The 15,871-nt window shown below is 50.5% G+C and carries 10 protein-coding genes; 8 read left to right on the top strand and 2 right to left on the bottom strand.

What is annotated here, in order from left to right; all coding sequences use genetic code 11:
* Nucleotides 1–75: 75 nt before the first annotated feature.
* From B7992_RS06450 to B7992_RS06435, 4 genes are read left to right on the top strand one after another with little or no spacing between them, the layout of a single operon-like run.
* Nucleotides 76–969 (top strand): hypothetical protein, encoded by an 894-nt coding sequence (locus tag B7992_RS06450; protein WP_199174012.1) that lies wholly within the window; start codon nt 76–78, stop codon nt 967–969.
* Nucleotides 966–1,406 carry a S24/S26 family peptidase gene (locus tag B7992_RS06445; protein ID WP_199174011.1) on the top strand — a complete coding sequence of 147 codons (441 nt, stop codon included), beginning with the start codon at nt 966–968 and terminating at the stop codon, nt 1,404–1,406. Before B7992_RS06450 ends, B7992_RS06445 begins: the two co-directional genes overlap by 4 nt.
* A 19-nt stretch (nt 1,407–1,425) precedes the next feature.
* A complete protein-coding gene (locus B7992_RS06440) occupies nt 1,426–1,692 on the top strand; it encodes a PqqD family protein (protein WP_088665832.1) in 267 nt (88 codons plus the stop codon).
* Nucleotides 1,689–3,338 (top strand): ABC transporter ATP-binding protein, encoded by a 1,650-nt coding sequence (locus tag B7992_RS06435; RefSeq protein ID WP_088665831.1) that lies wholly within the window; start codon nt 1,689–1,691, stop codon nt 3,336–3,338. Before B7992_RS06440 ends, B7992_RS06435 begins: the two co-directional genes overlap by 4 nt.
* Nucleotides 3,339–3,353: 15 nt before the next feature.
* Here B7992_RS06435 and B7992_RS06430 read toward each other — a convergent pair whose 3' ends face one another.
* Nucleotides 3,354–4,403: an acyltransferase gene (locus tag B7992_RS06430; protein ID WP_088665830.1), complete on the bottom strand. Its 1,050-nt coding sequence runs from the start codon at nt 4,401–4,403 to the stop codon at nt 3,354–3,356.
* Nucleotides 4,404–4,420: 17 nt separating this feature from the next.
* A complete protein-coding gene (gene metH, locus B7992_RS06425; protein WP_088665829.1) occupies nt 4,421–8,065 on the bottom strand; it encodes a methionine synthase in 3,645 nt (1,214 codons plus the stop codon).
* 778 nt (nt 8,066–8,843) lie between these two features.
* Here metH and B7992_RS06415 point away from each other — a divergent pair.
* From B7992_RS06415 to B7992_RS06400, 4 genes are all read left to right on the top strand, one after another.
* Nucleotides 8,844–9,707, top strand: coding sequence for a DUF4423 domain-containing protein (locus B7992_RS06415; protein WP_073161128.1), 864 nt, complete (start codon nt 8,844–8,846; stop codon nt 9,705–9,707).
* Nucleotides 9,704–11,041 (top strand): hypothetical protein, encoded by a 1,338-nt coding sequence (locus B7992_RS06410; protein ID WP_088665828.1) that lies wholly within the window; start codon nt 9,704–9,706, stop codon nt 11,039–11,041. The genes B7992_RS06415 and B7992_RS06410 overlap by 4 nt, the downstream gene beginning before the upstream one ends.
* Before the next feature lie 188 nt (nt 11,042–11,229).
* Complete coding sequence (locus B7992_RS06405) at nt 11,230–13,497, top strand: carbohydrate-binding protein (protein WP_073285071.1); 2,268 nt, start codon at nt 11,230–11,232, stop codon at nt 13,495–13,497.
* A 210-nt stretch (nt 13,498–13,707) separates the two neighbouring features.
* Complete coding sequence (locus tag B7992_RS06400) at nt 13,708–15,846, top strand: carbohydrate-binding protein (RefSeq protein ID WP_088658896.1); 2,139 nt, start codon at nt 13,708–13,710, stop codon at nt 15,844–15,846.
* Nucleotides 15,847–15,871 lie beyond the last annotated feature (25 nt).

Raw genomic sequence — 15,871 nt, 5'->3', positions numbered from 1 at the left:
CCCTAAATTTAGAAAATAAAGCGGTGCGTTATGGGTGCCGCTTAAGAGGTTTGCTAACTTTATGAAGTGATGAAAATGAATTCCTTTTTTAAAGTGGCTGGCCATGTTTTCGAGGTGAAGTTGAACGACGATGCTTCGCCTTTGTTCTTCGCATCGATGGATAACTATGCTCCCTTTAAATTGGAATCTGTAGACGGTTTGCCATTAGCATTCTCGCTGGAAATTTTTACGGAAAATGTACGGGTTGATTTTGTCGAAGAGACGCGTCAGGTCGATGAAGGGCAAGAAATCATCTGCGGAAAAAATGCTGAAAGTTTGCCGACATTTGAATTTCTGTTGGGTGGAAAATCTACTGGAGTACTTGTTTGTCATGACGAATTTCAGAGCGGTTCGCTTTATGTGAATGGAACTTTGCCCGCTCATTTTCAAAAGTTCGCCTTGAACAATTCCCTGATGGTGCTGTATGCGTTGGCCACGTCCTGCAAGAATACGGTGCTGTTCCATTCGGCAGTAATTGCTCGTGAAAATCGAGGCTACATGTTCCTTGGAAAAAGCGGAACAGGAAAGAGCACTCACGCGAGAATGTGGTTGCGTCGATTCAGTAACGCTGATCTTTTGAATGACGACAATCCTGTGGTCCGTTTTGAAGAGGATGGCGTTTGGGTCTACGGAACGCCTTGGAGTGGTAAGACTCCCTGTTATAAGAATAGCAGGGTTCCGCTGGCGGGAATAGTAAACCTGAGTCAGGCTCCGCAAAATAAAATTCGCCCCATAAAGGGAATTGAAGCCTATATGGCTCTGGTGGTGAGCATTTCTGGAATGCGTTGGGATAAGAAAGTGGCCGATGGCCTCCACGCTACAGAAAACCGCCTTGCCCAGGAAGTAAAAATGTTCCATCTGGAATGCCTTCCCGACGAGAATGCGGCCGAAGTTTGCTACGGCGCCTTTACCGAGGTTTCTGCGCAGTGAACATTACGGATGAAGTTATTATAGCGGAAGCGATCCGCCTTGTAGAAAGTGGCGTGAGCGTAACGTTCCCGGTGAATGGTCGTAGCATGTTGCCCTTTATTGTGGGCGGCCGCGAAAAACTGGTTCTTGTAAAACCCGAAAACCTGAAGGTGGGCCATGTGGTGCTTGCCTTTGTTGAGGGGAACCGTTATGTGGTTCATCGGATTGTGAAAATCAGTGGTGAGAATGTAACGCTGATGGGGGATGGCAATCTGGCTTTTGGGGAACGTTGCAAGTTGTCAGATGTAAAGGCCCAGGCCATCCGTGTGGTGGATGAACAGGGGCGTCACCGTTCGCTGATTTCCAGGTGGAGTCTTTTTTGTGCGAAGCTTTGGGCTTTGTGTTTGCCTATCCGCAGATACCTTTTAAAAATTTATCTTATAACTCATAAAGTTTGACTGTACTTGAGGACATAAAATGAAAATCAAGAATGGCTTTGTTCTTCGCGATGTGTGCGGCGAAAAGGTGATTATGGGCGAGGGCCTCGGTGCCCTGGATTTTGGTCGTCTGCTTTGCCTGAATGATACCGCTGCTTTCTTGTGGAATGAAGCGTCGCAAGGCGAATTTACTGTGGATAGTCTGGCTGAAAAACTCTGCCAGGAATATGAAGTTTCCGAAGCTCAGGCCAAGGCCGATGTGTCTGCCATTGTAGCCCAGTGGCAAGAGGTTAAAGTCGTCGAATGAAATATCTGACTTGGTTGTGGCGCAATTCAAGAGGCGAACGCATGAACATGTGCGCTCGCGTCATGGCTGGCGTTTTCCAAGTGGCTTCGGGCTTGCTTACGATTTGGTTGAGCAAGACCTTTATCGATGTGACGATTCATGAAGGCTCCAATCATGATGTTGCCGTGATGGTGATGTTCCTGGTGGGAACCGTTGTGGCTGGCGTTTTGTTGCGACAGCTGAATTATTATCTGGGTATCAAGTCTTGCACTCGTGGCGTTAACCGCTTGCGTGCGGTTGTCTTTTCAAGGATTTTTTCACGGAAACTTTACGGCAAGGAAACCCTTCATTCTGGTGATGTGGCGTCCCGCGTCATGAAGGATGTGGAAACCATTTGCGATGTCACTTTTGATAAGTTGCCGCAAATGACGGTGACTTCGATCCAGCTGGTGGGTGCCTTTTTGCTGATGCGCTGGTTTGATCCGCGGTTGGCTTGGGCCTTGCTGTTGACGACTCCTTTTGCATTGGTGCTGGGAAAAATGATTGCCCGCCGTCTGCGAAAGATGACTGCAGAAATTCGCGAAAGTGAAAGCCGCGTTCAGATGCATGTGCAGGAGTGTGCCGAGAATGACGCTCTGATCCGTTCCATGGTGAGCGAGGGATTTGTGGGCGGACTGTTGAACAATATGCAGGACTGCTTAATGGGGCGCGTTGTAGTCCGTAGCCGTTTTACGGTGATTGTCCGTCTGCTGATTGGCTTGTCTTTTGGGCTTGGTTATTTGCTGGCCTTTGTGTGGGGCGGTATTGGACTGCGAAATGGAACAATCACTTTTGGCGTGATGACTTCGTTCTTGCAATTGGTAGGTCAAATTCAGCATCCCATTTTTAATTTGCTGAATTCGGCTCCTCAGTTGATTCATGCTACGGCAAGTATTGACCGTGTTGATGAAATTATTGAAAATCGTCTGACTCAGGAATCCGCTAACCTTGACCGAGTGCAACACTCAATGGAACCGTTCCCTTCTGCAGGTGTCCGCTTTGAAAACGTTTCCTTTGCCTATGACGATGACGGTAGAAAAGTTCTAGAAAATTTGAATCTTGATTTTAAGCCTGGTAGCAAAATGGCGCTGATGGGTGAAACCGGTATTGGAAAAACCACACTCTTTAGAATCATGCTTGGTCTTGTAAAACCTGACGTTGGCAGGACTATTGTTTATTCAGGGAGCCCGGATCCTCGGGAAGTTTTGGCCGATGAATCTACCCGAAAAAATTTTGCTTATGTTCCTCAGGGTAATTCGCTGATTAGCGGTTCTCTCCGCTTGAATATGCAGATGGCAAATCCTGCGGCAACTGACCAGGAAATTTCTGCGGCGCTGCACATTGCCTGCGCAGATTTTGTAAATGATCTGCCTGATGGTCTTGATACGGAATTGGGTGAACGGGGCTATGGTCTTAGCGAAGGTCAGGCGGAACGTATCGCCGTTGCCCGCGGTCTTTTGCAAGGCGGATCCATCATGTTGCTAGATGAAATTAGCGCCGCCCTGGATGTGGATACCGAAAAGGAAATGTTCCGCCGCATCTTCGAGGCGTTCCCGCAGAAGACCATGATCTTTATTACGCACCGTGAAGAAGTCTGCAAACTTTGCGATGGCGTGATAAGGCTGTAACCTATTCGCAAAAAATTATTGTAGTATCTTAGTTAGCTTCTTGGTGGCCGGACGTTCCACCATTATATGCATTGCTGCAGATACGAGAATGCAAACGATAAATGAAATGGCGAAGTTTAAAAATCCGTTGTTGATTCCGGTCAGTTCCTGGAACTTGAAAACGGGAATCCAACAGAAGGATTGGGCCAGAAAAAAGGCGTAGGAAATCTTGCAGGCAAACTGCAGAATTTTTGAATTTTCAAGTGCTTCTGACTTGACTCCGGAAAGGCTCCACAACATCGCTGCAAATGCAGGCAATGCAATAAAATCAAAGAGCATATAGTTTCCGGGAATTCCGATTTTTAATGCGGCGGTTACCGCCACGGCATAAAGTAAAAATTCTGCTGCAAAGAATTTCCACTGCTGCAAAAATCTAAACTTGTCTGCAATAGCGTCGTTGCGTAAAGAACAGAGCATGACGCCGATGGTAAATTCAAGGCCTCTGTAGAAGGGGTTTTCGTAAATAGAAGCGGTGTGGTAGAAATGAACGATGACGGGTGCCCAGCACAGGGCCACACCGCAGAATGCGATAATCAAAATTTTTGCACGGGAGCTGATTTGCTTGGCCACTTCCTGCATCAAGGGGAATAGCAAGTAACATATCAAAAGGCACGAAATGAACCAGGTCCCGTCATTATGAGAAACCGTGAAAATGGAAGAGAACGTGGATTGAAGCCCTAGGATTTCTACGGGAGCGAGAATCAGGTTTTCTTTTAGGGATTCCTGCCCTAGAGTTACAATGAAGAGCAAGGCGAAAAAGTAGTAGAGCGGTAAAATACCGATGGCCCTTTTGAAGTAGAATTTTTTTAGGGTTGTTACCTGCATTAAGTTCGTCTGACTATGGGTCAGGTGCAGAACAAAACCAGAGAGCATAAAGAACCCTGTCATGAAAACAGCGCCCATTTGAATCACGCTGTCGGCGGGACCGAAATCGCACTTCAGGAAAAGCTGTGCGTGAAAAAGGAACACGATAAAAACTGCAAGGACTCTAAAGATGTCCAGGCCTACAATACGTTTTTTGGGCATGCCCTAAATATAATCTTTTACTTAACGTTGAAGTACTCGATTTCGGGATGGCTGATGTACAGGCCGCTGACAGATGCCTGCGGGTACATGGCGCCATTTTCGGTGAGGCTGATGCCTACGCTGTCGAAATCGATGAGCTTTGCCACGTTGAAGATTTCCTTGATGTTGGGCAGTACTGGGTAGCCAACGGCGGGGCGGATGCCCTTCCAGTTGTTGTTTGCGTCCAGCTGATTGCTCAGGTATTGGGCGCCTGCTTCGGCCAAGCGGTCTGCCACAGTCTGCATCAAGAGCACATCGTAATCGCTGCCGCCCTGTTCCGCCTTCAGTTTTTCAAGACGCTTTACGAAAGTGTCGCTGACGGTAACGGCAAAGGCGCCCACGATATCGCGGAAAATCTTGTCGCCCAGAACGCTACTGAACACGCTGGCGGTCTTGGCGTCGGCGGGGGCCACATAGTCGCAGAGGGCAAGGCAGGTGCCTTCGGGATTCTGCTGACGTGCGGTGGTGACTTCAACCAGGTCGGCTGCGGTGCCGGTGCGTCCGGTGTTGAACTGGACGGTGCTATCGGTACCGGCGGCAGGGTAGAATGCCTGAACGGCTCGCAGGGCGTATTCGGGCTTGCTGATTTCTGCCAGCAGTTTTTCGGCGTCGGCCTTCAGCTTGATTGCTTCTTCGCAATCCGGCTTTACCTTCCAGGTGTAGAAGAAGTATTCCCAGCTGATCAGCGGGATGACCTTTTCCAAGGCGATAGGCGGCAACTTGCTTTCGCCCATGAAGGGGGGCTGTACCGGCTGATATTTTTCCCAGTCGCACTTGTAGCGGCGTTCCACCGGAGTGGATTCTGCAGCGGCCATGGCTTCTTCGGCAGCAGAGATGATGCCAGCCTGCTTGTCGCGAATGCGCTGCTGTTCCTTGCGGTTTTCTTCGATGGTTTCTGCGCTGGTGGAGGAATCCAGAAGTTTCTGGGCCAGACCCGGATTGCTTGCGGCATCGCGGACGTGGAATACGGGGCCATCGTAGCAGGGAGCGATTTTTACTGCGGTGTGGGTAGGCGAAGTGGTGGCACCGCCAACGATAATGGGAATGCGGAGTCCCGCTTCCTGCATCTTGGTGGCCACGGTGCACATTTCTTCAAGAGACGGAGTAATCAGACCGGAAAGGCTGACGATATCCGCCTTATGTTCAATTGCCGCGTTGACAATCACATCTTCGGGAACCATCACGCCCAAGTCCACCATGTCAAAGCCGTTACAGGCCATGATCACGGAGACGATGTTCTTGCCGATGTCATGAACGTCGCCCTTGACGGTGGCGATGACGATCTTGCCTCGAGAGGCGGCGCCTTCTTCCTTGCCGGCCTCGATGTAGGGCTGCAGAATTTCAACGGCCTTCTTCATGGTACGGGCTGTCTTTACCACCTGGGGCAAGAACATCTTTCCTTCACCGAAGAGGCGGCCCACTTCGTTCATGCCGTCCATCAAAGGACCCGAAATAATGTTCACCGGGCTGTCGCCACGGTTAATCAGTTCCATCAGATCCGGCTGCAAGGTGGTGGAAGTTCCCTTCAGGAGGGCTTCCTGCAAACGCTGTTCCGGAGTGGTCTGCACTGCGGCGACATCGGCACCCGCGCTTTCAGAACTAGCGGCGTTCGCGGCTCCGGCGCTTACGGCAAAAATAGCCTTGGGGTCGTATTTGGCGCCACTTTCCTTGGCAGCCATCTGGGCGGCAGTCATGCGGCTTGCAATTTCGATCAGCTCTTCGCTGGATTCCGGATAGGTATTCAGCAGAACTTCGGTAATGGCCATGCGCAATTCCAGCGGGATGGTCTTGTAGTCTACGGCGGCGGCCGGATTCATGATGGCCATGCCCATGCCGTTGGGAGTTGCCAAATGCAGGAACGTAGAATGCATGGCTTCGCGGAGGTAGTTGTTTCCGCGGAAGGCAAAACTCAGGTTAGAAAGACCGCCAGAAATGCGGACTCCAGGCAGGTTGTCGATAATCCAGCGGCAAGCGCGGATAAAGTCATGGGCGTAGGCGTTGTGTTCCGCCATGCCTGTTGCTACCGTCAAGACGTTGGGGTCGAAAATAATGTCAGAAGGATCGAAACCGCACTTCTCGGTAATGAGCTTATAGGCGCGGGAAGCAATCGCTACACGGCGATCGTAATTGGTGGCCTGTCCTTCTTCGTCAAAGAGCATCACGATAACGGCGGCACCCAAGCGCTTCACCGTCATGGCGTGTTCGATAAAAGCTTCTTCGCCCATCTTCAGGGAGATGGAGTTCACGATGCACTTGCCCTGGGCGCACTTCAAACCTTCTTCGATGACTTCAAAGCGGGAACTGTCCACCATGATGGGCACGCGGCTAATGGCCGGGTCGGAAGCCAGCAAGTTCAGGAAAGTTCGCATTTCCTGCTTGGCATCCAGAAGTCCATCGTCCATGTTCACGTCAACAACCTGGGCGCCGTCTTCTACCTGCTTGCGGGCGATGTCCAGAGCTTCTTCGTAATTCTTTTCGTTGATCAGTCGCAGGAACTTCTTGGAACCTGCCACATTGCAACGTTCACCCACGGGGACGAAATCTTCGGAATTGCAGTTGTCGGCGCCATTGCTGGGGCGTACCTGATTGACCAACAGCGGTTCCAAACCGGCCAGGCGCAGCAGCGGGGAAGTTGCGAATTTCGGTGCGGGTTTGCGACGTTCGTAATCGGCAGGCAGGGCATCCAGCATCTTGCGCATGGCGGCAATATGTTCGGGAGTAGTTCCGCAGCAACCGCCGATCATGTTCACCAGATGTTCGTCCATGTAAGGCGTCATGAGACGCACCATGTCTTCGGGGGTATCGTCATAACCGCCGAACTGGTTGGGGAGTCCTGCGTTGGGGTGGCAGCTCAAATAACAGGGGGCCACCTTTCCCATGCGACGCAAATAGGGAATCATGCCGTCGGCACCCAGGCCGCAGTTCAAGCCGATGCTCAAAGGCTTTGCATGCATGACGCTAATGGCGAATGCTTCTACAGTCTGGCCAGAAAGGGTTCTGCCCGAAGCGTCGCTCACCGTCATGGAAAGCATCACTTCTACCGGGCGGGGCGTTTCACCCTTGGCGATGGCTGCGGCTTCCATGGCTTCCTTGGCCTTGCTGTAAGCGCTCAAGGCGGCCTTTGCGTTCAAAGTATCGAAAATCGTTTCGATGAGAATGGCGTCGACGCCCTCTTCCAAGAGAACTTGAATTTGTTCTAAATAGGCGTCTTCCAGTTCATCGAAAGTAATGGAGCGGCTGGCGGGATCGTTCACGTCGTCGCTCATAGAAAGCATCTTGCTGGTAGGGCCCACGTCGCCCGCGATATACACCTGACGGCCATATTTTGCCATGGCCTCGTCGGCGGCCTGCCTAGCGATCTTTACGGAAGCGCGGTTCATTTCGGCGATACGATGTTCCTGATGGTATTCGTGCTGGCTCACTCTCTGGCTAGAGAATGTATTGGTGGTCAGCACGTCCACGCCGGCGTCTACATAGCGGCGCTGGATATCAAGAATGACGTCGGGGCGTTCGATGCTCAACATATCGTTGTTGGCGCCCTTGATGCCGTAGGTCTGAATGACGGAACCCATGCCCCCGTCCAGGAGCATCATTCTACTTTCAAATGCTTCACGTAAAGTCATAATTGGAATTTTAGAAAAAAGGTGCCGCTAATCCACTACTCTATAGGCATTGCCAATTACGAAAACTGAAAATAAATGATTTGTTATTGGTAAAAACTATAACGTGAAATAGAAAATCCCTTTTATATATAATGTACGTCGGGCAAAGAACTGCTAACTATTATTTGAAACGCGGTCTTTGTCGCAAGCAATCACGCGAAAAAGGCAGTGTAAACCACCGTTTTTTCACCAAATCCACTGCCTTTTTTGCAAAAGATCGTCGCAGGCCGCCCCTTTCGCCTCTGCGTAAGCCTCAATTTGGCTGTCCAACCCGCCATTTCCTCTGTTTAGACCGCCACTTTCATCGTTAAACCCGCCGCTTTCGCAAGCAAATTCGCGAAAAGGCAGTGTAAACCACCGTTTTTCGCAGAATCCACCGCCTTTTTCGCAAAAGATCATCGCAGGCCGCCCCTTTCACTGCCTTTGGAATAATTTCCACCGCCAGCGGGCTGTGTAAAATGGCATCCGATTGCTGATTTGTTGACCGCGCTCACAGTTTGCTCTTGAATGGAGATGTTCCGGCCCCCTTTGAGGCGTTTTTATCCATGAGGAATCCCATTCTTTCTTTTAAAAATTTGCGGTTTTTCGCCTGAAAACGCCAATTTTGTATCAAAACTTATATTTTTGTGACAAAAGTCACGATTGGCTTGGACAAAACGTCCACGGCAAATTCGCGAAATATCTATTTTTTAAAACGTCCAAAGTCTATCTTATTGGTGTAAAGATTTGGATAATTAATATGGTTACTTTTTCTGACATAGCGGACTACCGCGAATTCCTGAAAGCCTTCTATGATCGTAAAAAGGCAGAGATGCCTTTCTACAGCTATCGCATGATGGGTGACAAGCTGGGCCTCGATTCCAGCTACCTGTACAGGGTGCTTCAGAAGAAGCAACACCTGCCTGCCCGTGCGCTGCCTGCCGCGAAGGAAATGCTTGAACTGTCTGGCCGCGAAGCCGAGTACTTCGACCTGCTGTTCTCTGCCTCCGTTACCAAGGACAAGGGTCAGCGCGAAGAACTGATGGCCAAGGCCCTGTCTCTCAGGGACGTGAACCGTCATAGCCTGCAGGCCGCCGAACTTAAACTGCTTGAGAACTGGTGGATTCCCGCCGTCCGTGCCTACCTGGAACTGAATGGTGGCGTGGTGAACATCAAGCAGATCGCCCATGACATCTGCCCGCCCATTTCCGAGGCCCAGGTGCAAGAGGCAATCGATACTCTGCTGGAAGTGGGTCTGGTAAAGAAGATGGCTTCCGGTAAACTTGCGCTTACAGACGCCCATTTGACCGCTGGCGGACCCGAAAAGAAGGCCGCAGTTCGCAAATTCCAGCGTCAGGTGCTGTCTTTAGCCAGCGATGCGCTTGATAACGTTCCTGTGGACGAAAGAAATATTTCTACACTTACATTGTCTGTCGACCAGTCCTGCTTTGAGGATCTGGGGGACATGCTCCGTGAATTCCGTCGCCTGGTTCAGAAGCGCGTGGATGGCGCCAAGAATCCGGATCGGGTAATGCAACTCTCGATGGCGTTCTACCCGGTTGCCCGAAAGGGCGGGGTTGGCACCGTAGATGAAGCGGAGGGCGTAAAAAGGGAGACAAAATGAAAAAGTGGGTGTGGCATTTAACTTTAGCTGCAGCAAGCGCATTCAGTGCGCTTTTTGTCGCATGTTCTAGCGACAGCGTGGGTGACACTGCCGGTTCTTCGTTTGAAACGGAGAACTCTGTTGCCATGACTGTACGCCAGGCTGACGGCTCTCCTGCAGCTCGCACTAAGGTGATGGTGCGACCGAGTCATTTCTTGGCTGGTTCCAGCTCTCGTTATGTCAATAGTCTTGAAGAGTCTGATTCTGCCGCCGGTATCTGGAATAAGGAGACCGACGACCAGGGCCGGTTGAGCCTGCCCAGGATGAAGGCCGGCGAGTATCTTGTCGAAGCTCGTGGTAGCTCCGATAAGGCTTTGGACCGTATTGTCGTTAAGGATAGCGTTTGCGATACCTTGTCCATGGTTCTCAAGAAGACTACTTCTATGAGTGGTCAGGTATTGATTCCCGAGGGAAACAAGTCTACCTACGTGGGTATCCGCGGTCTTGATTACGTTGTGCAGACGGATTCTCTGGGCAACTTCGAATTCAAGTCCCTGCCCGAAGGATCCTTTGACGCTGTGGGCTTTATCTATTACACCAGCGAATACGTGAATGTCAACGGCCAGCTTGAAGTTTACGACAACTTCCAGACCATCGGCTTTGTTCCCGTGACTGTGGTGTCTGAAAAGTCCAAGGATGGCGTGGTTATCGGAACCCGTCCTCAGGTTGAAACTCCCGATACGCTTCCTGCCGATACAACGGCAAAGGATTCCGTAGACGAAGATACCGTAGAGGTTTACCCCTATGTGCTGCTGGATGATTTCGACGATGGCACCTACCGCTGGTACACTTCTGTATCCAGGAATGCGACTATCGAGCTGGATGCTGTGGAAGAAGCCAAGTTCGGTCTGGTAGCTCATATGAGCTGTCACAAGGATTCCAACTTGGTGTGGACCATGATGGGTCACAACTTCGCCGAATTCCATGACTTCTCGGAACTTGATTCCGTTGTGTTCTGGGCTCGCGGCGAGAATCCGGATAACGATTCCATGTGGGTCAGCTTCTCCTTCGATGTTCACGTAGACAACAGCACCGCAGATAGCGTGCTTGGTTACGAGACCAGCAAGGCTTGGGGCCATAAGAGAATTACCGACAGGTGGACTCGTATTGTGATTACCGTAGACGATCTGGATCCTACAAGCGAAAGCAAGATTGGCGGAAACGTCGGTTGGGACGCTGTCAAGGATCATGTGAACAGTCTTGGTATCTTTGCCGCCCGCCGTGGCGACGAAGGCGAATACGAACTCTGGGTCGATGACGTGGAAATCTATGGCGTAAAGGGTTTAACGCCCTAAGGTCCGTTAGGCTTTATATGAAAAAAAGCTCGTCGCAAAAGCGACGGGCTTTTTCTTTAGTTTGCCGCTCACGTTGACAAAATGTCAATGAAATCCCTTTTTCGGTGTGAAAAATTTTCTTCTGCCGGAAATATCTTTAGAAATGAAAAGATAAGGCTGGGTGTATTTAAGGCCTTAGGGAGTTTAGCATGAAGCTTTTAAAGAAAGTGGTTGGCGCCACCTTTGCCGCAGGTCTTGCAACCTTCGGCCTGGCCTACAATCCGATTTCAACTTACCATTATCTGGCTGACCCGGGTGCCGCCGCCGATGATGAATATTTCTACATCATCACCGATTCCGATGACCCGGCTCCCTATAATTCCGATGGTTATAAGATTTATGCTCTTTACGGCTTCCGCAGTAAGGACATGCAGAACTGGACTGATTTCGGTATTATCTATGATGCCCGTCAAATCAACGGCATCGGTGATATTTGGGCTTCCGGTATTGCTTCCGATCCCAAGACTGGTAAACTTTATATTGTGTTCCCCGATGGCGGTGGCGGCGGTATTGGCTATATCAAGGCTGATAGCATCGCCGGTCCGTGGAGCAACGCTGTGGGCGGTGGCAAGGACAAGCTGGTTGCCGGTTGGGGAAAGGGCCATATTGACTGTGATGGCGTTTCCTGGTGCTTTGACCCGGGTATCTTCATCGATGACGATGGTACTACCTATGTGACATGGGGTGGTGGCGAAAGCACTAGTCGTCCGAACACAGATAACTTTGACGTCGTAAAGCTGAATGATGCCAAGGATGCTCCGGTGGGTACCGGCTCTCACGTGAAGGTGAACGGCCTGTCTACCCGCAAGATGCTGGAAGCTTCCTACATCCATAAGCATGAAGGTAAGTATTACTTCTCCTACAGTACTGGCTGGCAGCAGGGTGCTCCCACTATTGACTATGGTATTGGTGATAGCCCCACGGGCCCCTTTACCTGGAAGGGTACCATCCTTGGCGATCCCAGCATGAATGGCAAGAGCATTAACGGCAATAACAACCACCACGGTATCGCCGAATTCAAGGGCCATTCCTATGTGGTTTACCATGATCGCCGTATTGCCAAGGGCCACGATGGTCTGGAAATTATCCCTGCCGATGATGGCATGCCTAAGCCTAACGAAGGTTACCACCGTAGCGTTTCTGTAGACGAAATGTTCTATAACGCCGATGGTACCATTAAGCAGGTGGTTTGCACTAACGAAGGTCCGGAACAGATTGAAAACTTTGACCCGTACGATTGGTATCCGGCTCTGACTAGCTCCAAGCAGAGAGGCGTCCGTAGCCGTTCCCTGTGGGCTCCGGGTAAGGTATCTGGTAGCCTCCTGTTGCCTCTTTCTACCAAGGAATCCTGGATTCGCGTTTCTGGTGTAGACTTCGGTACTGCTGCAACTGGCTTTATCGTTGAAGCGGGTAGTGTTGCCGATGGGAACACCATTGAAATCCGCAAGGGTTCTGCAACTGGCACCTTGGCTGGTACTTGCGAACTGAAGAATACTGGTTCCAAGACAACCTATGCCGAAAACAAGTGCGAAGTTGAAGGCCTCTCCGGTATTGTGGATCAGCTGTTCCTGGTGTTCAAGGGAGCCAAGGATTCTACCATGGCTATCAAGGCCTGGGGCTTCGAAGGTAGCGGAACTACTGAACCCACGCCGCAGTCACCTTATGGCGGCACCGCCTGGGCTATCCCCGGTGTGATCCAGATGGAGGACTTTGACGTTCCCGGTGTTGGCCGCGGTAGCGATTTGAAGTCCTACTATGACAAGGATTCCGAAAACCACTCCTGCACTGATGCCGGCAAGGAAGCGGAATGCTCCGACTACCGTGACGGTACTGGCGTAGATATCTATAAGAAGGCTGGCGGTAAGCTGATTGTGGGTTACATCAACGAAGGCGAATGGCTGGAATATACGGTGAACGTTGCTGAAACTGGCACTTATACCATGTATGCCGCTGTTGCTTCTGATGGTGGTTCCAGCTTCAAGCTTTCTATCGATGGCAAGGATATTACAGAAGATATCACTGTTCCCGCCAACAAGAAGAGCGAAGAATCTGCCCAGAACTTTGACGATTACAGCAAGGTTAGCGCCAATGTGAACCTGACCAAGGGCGAGCACATCCTGCGCTTTACCGCCACTGCAGACTGGTTCGACATCGACTTCATCAACTTCGTTGCTGGCGCCGATGCACCGGATGACGTGGAACTTGATCCTACTTCCATTAAGTCTATCCGTATGAACGTGACCTCTTCCAGAAGCTTCCAGGTGTTCGATGTAAACGGTCAGAAGATGGCTACCATCGATGCCAAGGACCTGTCTTCTGCAACGGCCCAGTGGAAAAATTCTGCCAAGGGTGTCCAGGGCATCTTCATGATCCGTGGTACCAATGGTGAAAAGTCCATGATCCGTGTGGTTCGCTAAAACGCAGAAAATCGTTGAATTTAGGCGAAAATCGTCAAAAGATACCATAAACGCATCCAAAAAAGCCTCCAGAATTTGCCTGGGGGCTTTTTGTCTATGGACAATTTGTCCATGGAAAGAGGGTGTCCATGGCGGATATATGCTCCGAAATGGAATAGTTTAAGTTGCATAGGGCGAGTGGTGTCGCTCTTCATACATGGAGTATGGGATATGTGGAATAGAAATTGCTCTTGCGTAGGCAAGATTGCATCTTTGTTTGGCGTCCTGGGCTTTTTTGCCGGTAGCGCCTTGGCTTCGACTGTTACTGTCGATGCAAATACTGAATATCAGGTAATTCGCGGTTTTGGTGGCATGGTCCACAATGAATGGCAGGGCGGTAAAGGTCTCTCCGATGCCGATGCTAAGCTTGCCTTTGGTACCGGTGATGGCCAAATTGGCTTGAATACCCTCCGTATTCCGGTTTACGGAAATTCTAACAGTTTTAACAAGGATGTTGCCGCCGCCAAGTCCGCCAAGAAGTATGCCGGCAATGACTTCATTCTCTATGCAACCCCCTGGACTTCCAACTATGCAGGTGCCGGTCAGCACATCGCCTCCAGCAACTACCAGAAGTATGTTGACCATCTGAATAGCTTTGCAGAATACATGATCAACCAGGGTGTTCCCCTGTACGCCCTTTCCATCAGCAACGAACCGGACTGGTGCGGCGAATGGGCCTGCTGGTCTGCTGACGAAATTTACAACTTTACCAGAGATTACGCCGCCAAGATGCGTAAGCATGGCACCAAGGTGATTTCTACGGAATCCTTTGCCTATGCCAAGGGCATGTACGACAAGGTTCTGAAGGATGATAATGTTCTGAAGAACTGGGACATTCTTGGCGCCCACTTCTACGCTAGTGAAGCCTATACCGCAGATTCCTGGTTCCAGTACTCTCTCGCTGACCAGAAAAATGTGGAACGCTGGATGACGGAACACTATACCGAAAGCCAGGGCAGCGGCAACTATTGGCGTAAGATTATGAATACCGGTGACCAGGCAAATCAGAACAAGAAGGACACCGTCCGCGCTATGGACGTGGCCTACGATATTCATCGTGCCTTGGCTATTGGGAACTTCAATCAGTACACCTGGTGGTACATCCGTCGTTGCTATGGCCTGATCATGGAAACGGATTTTAGCAATAAGCTTTCCATTCCTTCCAACGAAGTGGGCAAGGTTTCCAAGCGCGGCTACATCATGAGCCAGTTTGCCCGATTCATCCGTCCGGGTGCAGTTCGTGTGGGTGCTACCCTGAAGCCCGAAACTGACGTTCATGCTTCCGCTTACAAGAGCGCCAATGGCGATAGCGTCATCGTGGTTCTCCTTAATCGTGATGCCAGGAACGCAAAGACTGTTACGGTCAACATAAAGGGTGCTGATGTCAAGACCGTTCGCGCCTACATGACCAGCGAAAACAAGAATGCGGAATACCTGGATGAATATGATGTGGTTAACGGTTCCGTGACCATCAAGATGGAATCCGGTTCCTCCAACAAGGACTGCATTGTGACCCTGGTTGGTGCTGCCGCCTTTGCTCCTCCTACTCCCCGTGAACCGTTCAAGGGTGAAGCCCTCGCCATCCCGGGCAAGATCCAGGCCGAAGACTTTGATATCCCGGGTACGGGTAACGCCAACAAGACTTTCTATGATACCGATTCCGAAAACCATTCTTGCTCGGATACCGATGTTTCTGAATGTTCTGATTACCGCAAAGACACCGGCGTCGATATCTACAAGAAGTCCTTTGGCAACGTGGTCGGCTACAACCGCAATGGTGAATGGCTTGAATACACCGTGAAGGTGGCCAAGTCCGGTGATTACACCATGTTCGCCTATGTGGCTTCCAACAACGGTACTGCAAGTTTCCAGCTCTTGATGGATGGCAAGGCTATTACCGATACCATCGTCGCTCCGGCAACTACTTCTAGCGAAGGCAATTTTGACTCCTTTGACAAGATCCAGAGAAATGTAACCCTTACCGAAGGTGAACATATCCTTCGCTTCCAGGTGACCTCCGACTGGCTGGATGTAGACTACTTCACCTTCGTCGAAGGCAAGGACGCAACTGACCCGGAACCGGTTGTGGATCCCGAAGATCCTGAAGATACGACTAGTATTGTCAAGGTCCGTTTTGACGTGGCTGGCGAACAGAACTACTCCGTGTTCGATATGAACGGTAATTTGATGGGTTCCTTCAAGTCTGAATCTGTGGATCTGCAGAACAAGACTGCTGACCTTGTAAAGGCAAAGGGTTCCTATCTGGTGAAGTCCGTCTCTGGTTCTGCTGTAGTGAACGTAACTAAGTAAGATTCATAAAAACTTCCATAAACCA

Source organism: Fibrobacter sp. UWH1 (assembly GCF_002210365.1).
Taxonomy (GTDB): Bacteria; Fibrobacterota; Fibrobacteria; order Fibrobacterales; family Fibrobacteraceae; genus Fibrobacter.
The sequence above is the reverse complement of the archived record's forward strand: the minus strand, read 5'-3'. Positions and strand labels throughout refer to the sequence as shown.